The sequence below is a fragment of the Nonomuraea turcica genome, assembly GCF_030718205.1.
Taxonomy (GTDB): domain Bacteria; phylum Actinomycetota; class Actinomycetes; order Streptosporangiales; family Streptosporangiaceae; genus Nonomuraea.
Genome location: NZ_JAUZQF010000067.1, coordinates 1 through 7,020, shown reverse-complemented (window position 1 = coordinate 7,020; position 7,020 = coordinate 1). Strand labels below are relative to the sequence as shown.

The following is a 7,020-nucleotide window of genomic DNA, read 5'->3' as shown; positions in this document are numbered from 1 at the left end:
TGAGCCGTGACACGTTAGTTGGAACATGGCCATGGTTATTGGCACTATCCAACTGTGCTGGCCAGGTTCTGCCGCGCCGGTGGATCGTCGAGAGGTCCCTGTCCGGCTGGCTGGTGCGCTCGAGGGGAACCAGGGGGAACGTTCTGGAGGCCAGCCGGGTGCGCATCAACGTCACGGGCGCGGGCAAGTGCGGCCGCCCCGGACAAGGGTCCCGTGCTCTATGATCATGGGCCTATGAGCCGATTGCCCACGCTATCTGCCACGGAAGTCCCTTCGGAGCGACTCCTTCTTCGCAGAGCGTTGCACGATGCCGATCGTGAAGGATTCATCGAGCTCTCGACCGATCCTGAGGTTCAGGAATACATCGGTGGTCCCAGGCCTCGGAGTGAGGTCGAGCAGCGCTTCGATGCAGTCCTCACCGCCAACGCAACATCCAGCCCTGGCAATTACGTCATCGCGGACAACACGACGAACCGATTCATCGGAACCTTGATGCTCGCCCGCCGGTCGACCGATAGCCCCGGGCATGTCACCGAGGATGGCGAGGAACTGGAACTGGGCTATGTGCTGCGGCGCAGTGCATGGGGCGCGGGGTTCGCATTCGAGGCCGCAACGGCCGCGTTGCGCGCTGCGGCTGACGAACTCCCCGACCAGCCGGTCTTGCTCGTGACCCAGACCGCGAACACGCGATCTCTGAAACTCGCCGCCCGCCTTGGCTTCCGCCCCATCAGCACGTTCGAGGAGTACGGCGCTGAGCAGACCCTCTGCACCGCTCCCCTTTCCATGTTCCAGATCTGATCTCGGTATCCAACACAGCGGCCCTCAGACCAAGAGACCCGGGGTTTCGGGCGTTTCCCAGGCCGTCAGATGCCGCTCGGAGTCGGTTTCCTCCTGCGCGCACTGGTTGATCAGCTCGGCGAGGGTTCGATGGTGCTCACCTTCAGCGCCAGGCTCTTATCTCCTCAGCCAGCCCCTTGAGGGACTCGACCGGGTGCTCGACCTCCGTCCACGGCGGCGTGAGGTCGGTGGGCTCGAAGCGGGGCACCACGTGAAGGTGGAAGTGGAAGACGCTCTGCCAGGCCGTCTCGCCGCTGGCGTGCCAGAGATTCACGCCAGGAGCCCCGAGCGCGCCGGTGAGCCGGCGGGACACCTCGACCGCGGCCCGCATGACGTGTGCTGCCGTCTCTGCTGGGATCTCCCCCAGGTCTCGGTGGTGCGCTCTGGGGACGACCAGCGCGTGACCCTTGGTGGCCTGGGCGAGGTTGAGGAAGGCGATGGCGTGCTCGTCCTCGTGGATGGTCTGTGAAGGCTCGGTGCCGGCGACGATGCGGCAGAAGGTGCAGCTCATGAGCGGCATGATCACAGCGCACCCGCCCGGCTCGCAAAGGCGTTTCAGATGGTGAAGATCATTGAGGCTCGTGCCAGTAGTGATTACGGAGAACCTCGGCGAGCGAGGACTCTGCCCAGGGGATGCTGTGGGCCAGCCCTGGCCAGGCGGCTCGTATGTGCCGGGCAAGGGGTCTTGCCATCTCGGGCGCGTCCAGTAGAGCAATGGCTGCGGTCAGCAAGGCGCCAGTAGCGGCGGGGGCGTCAGGAAGATCGTCGTGGGGTGTGAGACTCTGCTCACGCGCTCGGACATGCTCGGTGATCGCGGGAGCCATGGCGGTGTCGAACAGATCACGCCCGAGCGGCCACGATACGCAGATCAGTGAGGCCAGCATCCGGACATCGGTGAAGAAGCGAGCCGCCTTCTCGGGTGGACGATCTGGGCCGAGAAGGTCAAGAAGCCGCTGCTGGCTCTGTAACTCGCTCGCGCCGGGGCGAGGCGGGATGTCGTCTGGGGACTGGTCCAGTCGAACGCCACAGATCTTTGGCTTGGCACCAGGAGGGTTGGAACCGGGTCGCTCTGCCAGTGAGACACGGCACTGTGTGGGATGCAGAGTGGGCTCCCTGGATCTGAGGATCAGATGGCCGAGGTGTCGTTGCCGGGGATGGCTCGCCGGACAGCCCTGTTGGAGGAACACCTGATGATCGGGGCAGGCGAAGACGATGGGCAGGAGCCAGGACCTTTTCCAGGGGCCGCCGTAACGCTGCTGGATAGGGGTTCCGTCGCCGGCGAGACACTGCGGGCAGTGACGTGGAGTAAGGGTGAACAGCCAATCGTCAGGTTTGGGTCGTCGGGTGGCCATCGTGGGCAGTGATCGGGCGATGGGCGGATAGCGGTCTTTCCATGGGATGAGGGTCAGATCGGCTGCTTCGTCCGCGGTCAGCCGCGTGACCCTGGCGAAGACCTCCATGTCGAGGTCGAGCAGGTGTCGGCGGCCGACGTTTTCACCGGCGAAGGTGCAGCCGGCCAGGTGGGCCAGATGGCGAGGTCCGACGCGCAGCCGATAGGCCAGGCGTAGCAGGAAGCCGTAGAGAGATTCGCCGTCGAGTGGATCCAGGCTCCGGGTCAGTGGCCTGAGGCGTGTTGGTGTGTCATCCATCGGCGGCGGATCGATCGCCCTGGTCGTCGAAGACCGTGTTGCGGGATTTCTTGCGCTGCCGCTCTTGCCGGGGTGGTTGGACATCCTGGGGAATGTCGGGGATCTCGCCGGTTGTGGGGTCGAGATCGGCGAGGTTGCCCAGGCGGATGTCGGTGCTGGCCAGCAGTTCGGGTGTGAGGCGTTCTTCTCCCGTGGCGATCGCCTTGGCGCAGCCGTCCTCGATCAGGCGGCGCAGCAGGCCAACGATGCCGTGGGTGCGGCGGAACAGGTACTCGGGCATGTCACCGGTGGTGAGCATGCCGTCGAAGGCGCGCAGCAGTCGTAGCTGGTCTTCGACCCCGGCTAGGTGTTCGAGGAAGGCTCGGATGCCGTCAGGGGTGGAGTAGTCGAACGGGTCAAGGTCGACCATGTCGAAGCGTCGTTCGGTCTGGGTGGAGGCCGCCTCGTTGTGGCTCTTGCCGCGTTTGATGTCGGGGAAGACCCATTGGTTGGTGCGTGGATCGGCGTAGGCGCCGCGCAGCAGCCCGGAGTTGGGGATATCGACGCCGATCAGGATCAAGGTGACGTTCAGGTCCATCAGCTCGCGCAGCAGGTCCAGGGTGTCCTGGTCGTCTTCGCGATGCAGACGTAACCGAGTGATGTCGTCGATGAGCAAGGCCGTGGTGTTGTGGTCACGGATGGTGTCGCGGACTGATCGGATCAGATCGTCCAGGCTGCCCGGATGCGGGTCGCCGTAGTGGCTCAGGATGGTCCTGCAGAGGGCCTTGGGGGTGGCCCGGACCGGCAGGCGGCAGTAGGCGATCGGCACGAACAGATCGCGCGTTCCCGGCATCGGGTTGGGCAGCAGCTGCTGGTAGATGTCGCGCCAGAGGTCTTCGAAGCTGGCGGCCGCCGAGCAGGCGGTTTCGGTCTTGCCCTGGAACCCGCCACCGTTGATCATCAGGCCGTCCCGGGTGCCGGGCATGAATTTCACCGCGTTGTTCTGCAGCCGCTGGCGCATCAGATCGGCGACCTTCACGCTCATCGGCGTCTCCTGCAGCCGCATGTTCACGTGCGTGGCGGTGCGGTGCAGGTCGTGCAGGGCCCGGCGTCTGGGGGACAGATTCTGGTATTCGGCCAGAGTCAAGCGGGGCGCGGGGATGAAGGTGTCGCGGGTGCGCCGATACTGCTGCCATCCCTCCCAGCTGGTGCGGTCCGGTGGATGGCCGAGTTGCAGGAACGGAACCAGCGCGCTGCCAGAGTCAGGGAGGTCGTTCATCACGGTTCCTCTTCGTCGTCGTCCGGCAGGACGAACACGTTCCGTTCGCGGAAGCTCGCCCCGAGCCGAGGAGGAGGCTTCGGGATGACGGGAACCGCCTCCTCTCGCCGTCGCCGACGTTCACCGTCGATGCTGTCGCTGGCTTGCCGGGCGCGCCGGGTCCAGTCCAGCGGTGTCACCGCCGATGAGCCGGAGGCATCTGCTTCTCCGGTCGTGGGAGAGGCAATGGGCCGATCGGCCTGAGCCGCCGCGGCCTGGGTGACTTCGCGGGCGTGCTCGGTGCGCTGTGTCTTGGTCATCTGGGTCGGCCACTGGCTCACCGGAACCTTCGACCCGATCAGTTCCAGCAGGACCGGCAGGAGCTCGGCGTCGGATCTGGGTTTGAGCCTGCATGCCTGCGCCCTTTTGAGCAGGTCGCGTACTCGCGCGTCGCCGAAGGCCGGCATCTGCCCGACCGGCGGCATCCCTGTCCAGTCCAGCGCATGCCACTCGTGGGTGATGGGATCTTGGAAGAACACCTGGCGGCGGTCGCGCGGATCGCGGCGAATCAGCCACTGGCCCTTGTGCTTGCCGCCCCGCGTGGACTTGGTGCCGCGGTAGTCGTTCACCGCGTCGCCGTCATACCACAGCCCGCGGATCTTCACTCCGCGCCGCGAGATGCGGCTGACGTAGTGGACCGGCAGCAGCTCATAGAACAGTTCCGGCGCGGGGATCTCCATCGCGAACCCGGCCTGGGCGAAGGATGCAGCGAACAAGGTGTTAGGGCTGTGAGAGCCATCCGGATCCCAACTGGGAGCGCACTCGCCCAAAATGCGCCGCTGCCAGATCGACACGATCCAGGTGGCGATCAGGTGTTCCATCTCCTCCATGGTCAGCACCGCGTCGGCGGCGGGGTCGGCGCCCCGGTCAGCGACATCGACTCCGGTGTAGCCGGGCAATTCCTCGAACAGCAACTGTCTGATCACGCCGAAGGCCCGCTCGCAGGCGGCCTTGTCGGTGGGCCGCAGGGTGCGGGCCGGCAGGATGTTGCAGCCGAGCACGCGCTGCACTTCCACCAGGTGGTGGTTGCGATAGACCGCTCCGTGGTCGGTGGTCACCGTCTCCGGGGCGAAGAACGGCAGACCGGCCACCTCGTGGCCGGCGAACTCGGCCACCACCGCAGCCGGGAGGCCTGGATAGGGCCACTCCAGCTCGGCGTCCCAGTCCGCCCGCATCGGCAGGGGCATCATCACATCGCGCAGCACCATGGCCACGTCCACCGCGGTGTCGGAGACCAGCGTGAGCCGGAAGGCGCAAAGCGAATGTGTGTGGACGTCCAGCGCCAGCGTCAGATGGCACTTCACCGGATCGCCGAAGACTCCGTCTCGGATCATCACCGGCAGCACTGTGGTGTCCAGCGCGACGACCTGTCCGGGCCGGTGGACCACCACGTGCCCGTTCTTCGTCGGCAGTTCGGCCGAGCGGGCGTAACGCTGACGCGCACCGCCCGGCCCGAACCACTCCTTCCAGACCCGGCAGAGCGTCCGGTAGCTGGGCACGGGCGTCTGCGCGCCGAACGCCTCCCGCACGTACTGATGGATCATGCGTTCCTTGGTGCGCATGCTCACCGTGGCCCCGCGCAGCGTCTCCTCACGGACGGCGAAAATCGCCTCCCGGACCTCCTCGCTCACGCTGGGATGGCCACCGCTTTCCCGCAGCCAGCGATCATCGGCGCAACCGATCAACCCGAAGCGCCGACGCCCGCTCTCCCACCGGATCAACGTGTGATAACTGACCGCGTCCAGCGCCAGCAACTTGGCCTGCTGCCGGTCCAGAGCCTTCAACTCGGCCACCTTGGCCCGACGCCGGCTGGTCAACGTCGTGGTGTCCGGGTCGTACTCGGGTTTCGGCTCCCCCGGGCCCGGCCGCAGCCGGTCACCGCTGCGAAATCCCGTGGCCACCTCCAGCAGATGGGCCATGCGCAACTCGGCCAACTCCCGCCGCCCCGGCTTGAGATCCCCCGCCGTTGCGGGCTGACGTCCCCGGCCAGCGCCCTCCGCAGCAGTGCGGGAGGACAGTCGGCAATTCGGATGATGGATCAAGAACCGCAGACTCACCTGCTGCCGTGCGCCGTCGAGCCGCACCAGGCCAACCCGGCCCAGATGCGGCTCGCGCCGCTCCACCGTCCACTGCACCCCGTCCAGCACCACCTCGGCACCCGCCGACAGGTCCAAAATCGCCGCCGCCGGCATCATGAGCTCCTCCCGGCAACCACCAGCGATCGGTCCCCCAGCGGCTCGGCAAGATTCACCCCAAGCCGCCGATGCCAGAGAAGATGAAGCAACTGGGCCCGAGCCACCGGCTCACAGCCGCTGGCGGCCGCCAGCTCACCGAACCCGACACCCGCAGACGTCACCGATGCCAACAGTCCCGGCCGCAACCCGAGAGGATCAGACAGCGACCGCCGCTGTGAAGACAACGCATCCAGCGCCGAGACCACATGCTCGCGCCAGCCGGCCGCCACCACATAGTGCCACCCGCAGGCCAGCGCCATCTCACCCGCCGCAGCGAACGACTCCCGATCCGTCTCCTTGATCAACGCCTCCGGACGCACATCGATCAACCACATCCCCGACCGGGTCGCCGCCAGGAAATCCGGCGTGTGCTGCCTGCTCCCATGGGCGGTTTCGAAGCGCAACCTGAAGGGTTGCGAGACGACATCGATCAAGTCACCGGCGAAGTCCAGGGCCAGCAGGAGCCGCGCCTCCTCCAGGCTCTCGGCCCCATGGTGACGACCGGTACTGACCAGAAACTGCAAGCCCGGACGATGTCCCTGGCCCCGCCGCCAGGAAAACCCGCGGACCGGCGCTGTGGCCACCCACGACGTCTGCACCAGGTCCCGTACCGAGCGCGACTCCTGCGCACCGCCAAACCGCTGGGTCACCGTCCACCGATCAAGCCAGCCTTCGGTCAACTCCAGAGCCGACGCACCGGCCTCCAGCGAGACCGGCACCAGGAGGTCCTCCCAGGCCACCGCATGCGACCACAAGGGGCCGCAGCCGCTCACTCCATCGTCTAACCCACCTGCTGCCTTTCGACCCAGGTTTCGCATACGCCCCAGCAAAGCGCACAGGACACATCACAGTCCGTCGAACCCGGAAATCGGTGCCAACAGTCGTGGCAACTCGTCATCGGTGCCAAGTAGCGTGACCCGCTATGTTCAACAACCATGTCCCGGAAAGCCAGAACCACAGCTCACGACAACGCCTCGGTTCCAACTAACGTGTCACGGCACAG

6 protein-coding genes are annotated in these 7,020 nt (G+C 66.3%); 1 reads left to right on the top strand and 5 read right to left on the bottom strand.

Going from position 1 to position 7,020, the window contains the following annotated elements; all coding sequences use genetic code 11:
- Positions 1 to 234 precede the first annotated feature (234 nt).
- The gene (locus tag Q9G87_RS60085; protein ID WP_305925648.1) at positions 235 to 798 is read left to right on the top strand and encodes a GNAT family N-acetyltransferase; all 564 of its coding nucleotides are present in this window, start codon (positions 235 to 237) and stop codon (positions 796 to 798) included.
- A gap of 142 nt (positions 799 to 940) precedes the next feature.
- On the opposite strand, the gene Q9G87_RS60080 is transcribed toward Q9G87_RS60085, so the two are convergent.
- The 5 genes from Q9G87_RS60080 to Q9G87_RS60060 are packed head-to-tail and all read right to left on the bottom strand — an operon-like array spanning position 941 to position 6,736.
- Entirely contained in the window at positions 941 to 1,348 is a 408-nt protein-coding gene (locus Q9G87_RS60080; RefSeq protein WP_305925647.1) for an HIT family protein, read from the bottom strand.
- Between the two features lie 58 nt (positions 1,349 to 1,406).
- Positions 1,407 to 2,486: a TniQ family protein gene (locus tag Q9G87_RS60075; protein WP_305925646.1), complete on the bottom strand. Its 1,080-nt coding sequence runs from the start codon at positions 2,484 to 2,486 to the stop codon at positions 1,407 to 1,409.
- A complete protein-coding gene (locus tag Q9G87_RS60070; RefSeq protein WP_305925645.1) occupies positions 2,479 to 3,744 on the bottom strand; it encodes an AAA family ATPase in 1,266 nt (421 codons plus the stop codon). The genes Q9G87_RS60075 and Q9G87_RS60070 overlap by 8 nt, the downstream gene beginning before the upstream one ends.
- Positions 3,744 to 5,978 (bottom strand): COG3415 family protein, encoded by a 2,235-nt coding sequence (locus Q9G87_RS60065; protein ID WP_305925644.1) that lies wholly within the window; start codon positions 5,976 to 5,978, stop codon positions 3,744 to 3,746. The genes Q9G87_RS60070 and Q9G87_RS60065 overlap by 1 nt, the downstream gene beginning before the upstream one ends.
- Positions 5,975 to 6,736: a TnsA-like heteromeric transposase endonuclease subunit gene (locus Q9G87_RS60060; protein ID WP_305925643.1), complete on the bottom strand. Its 762-nt coding sequence runs from the start codon at positions 6,734 to 6,736 to the stop codon at positions 5,975 to 5,977. The genes Q9G87_RS60065 and Q9G87_RS60060 overlap by 4 nt, the downstream gene beginning before the upstream one ends.
- Positions 6,737 to 7,020: the final 284 nt, after the last annotated feature.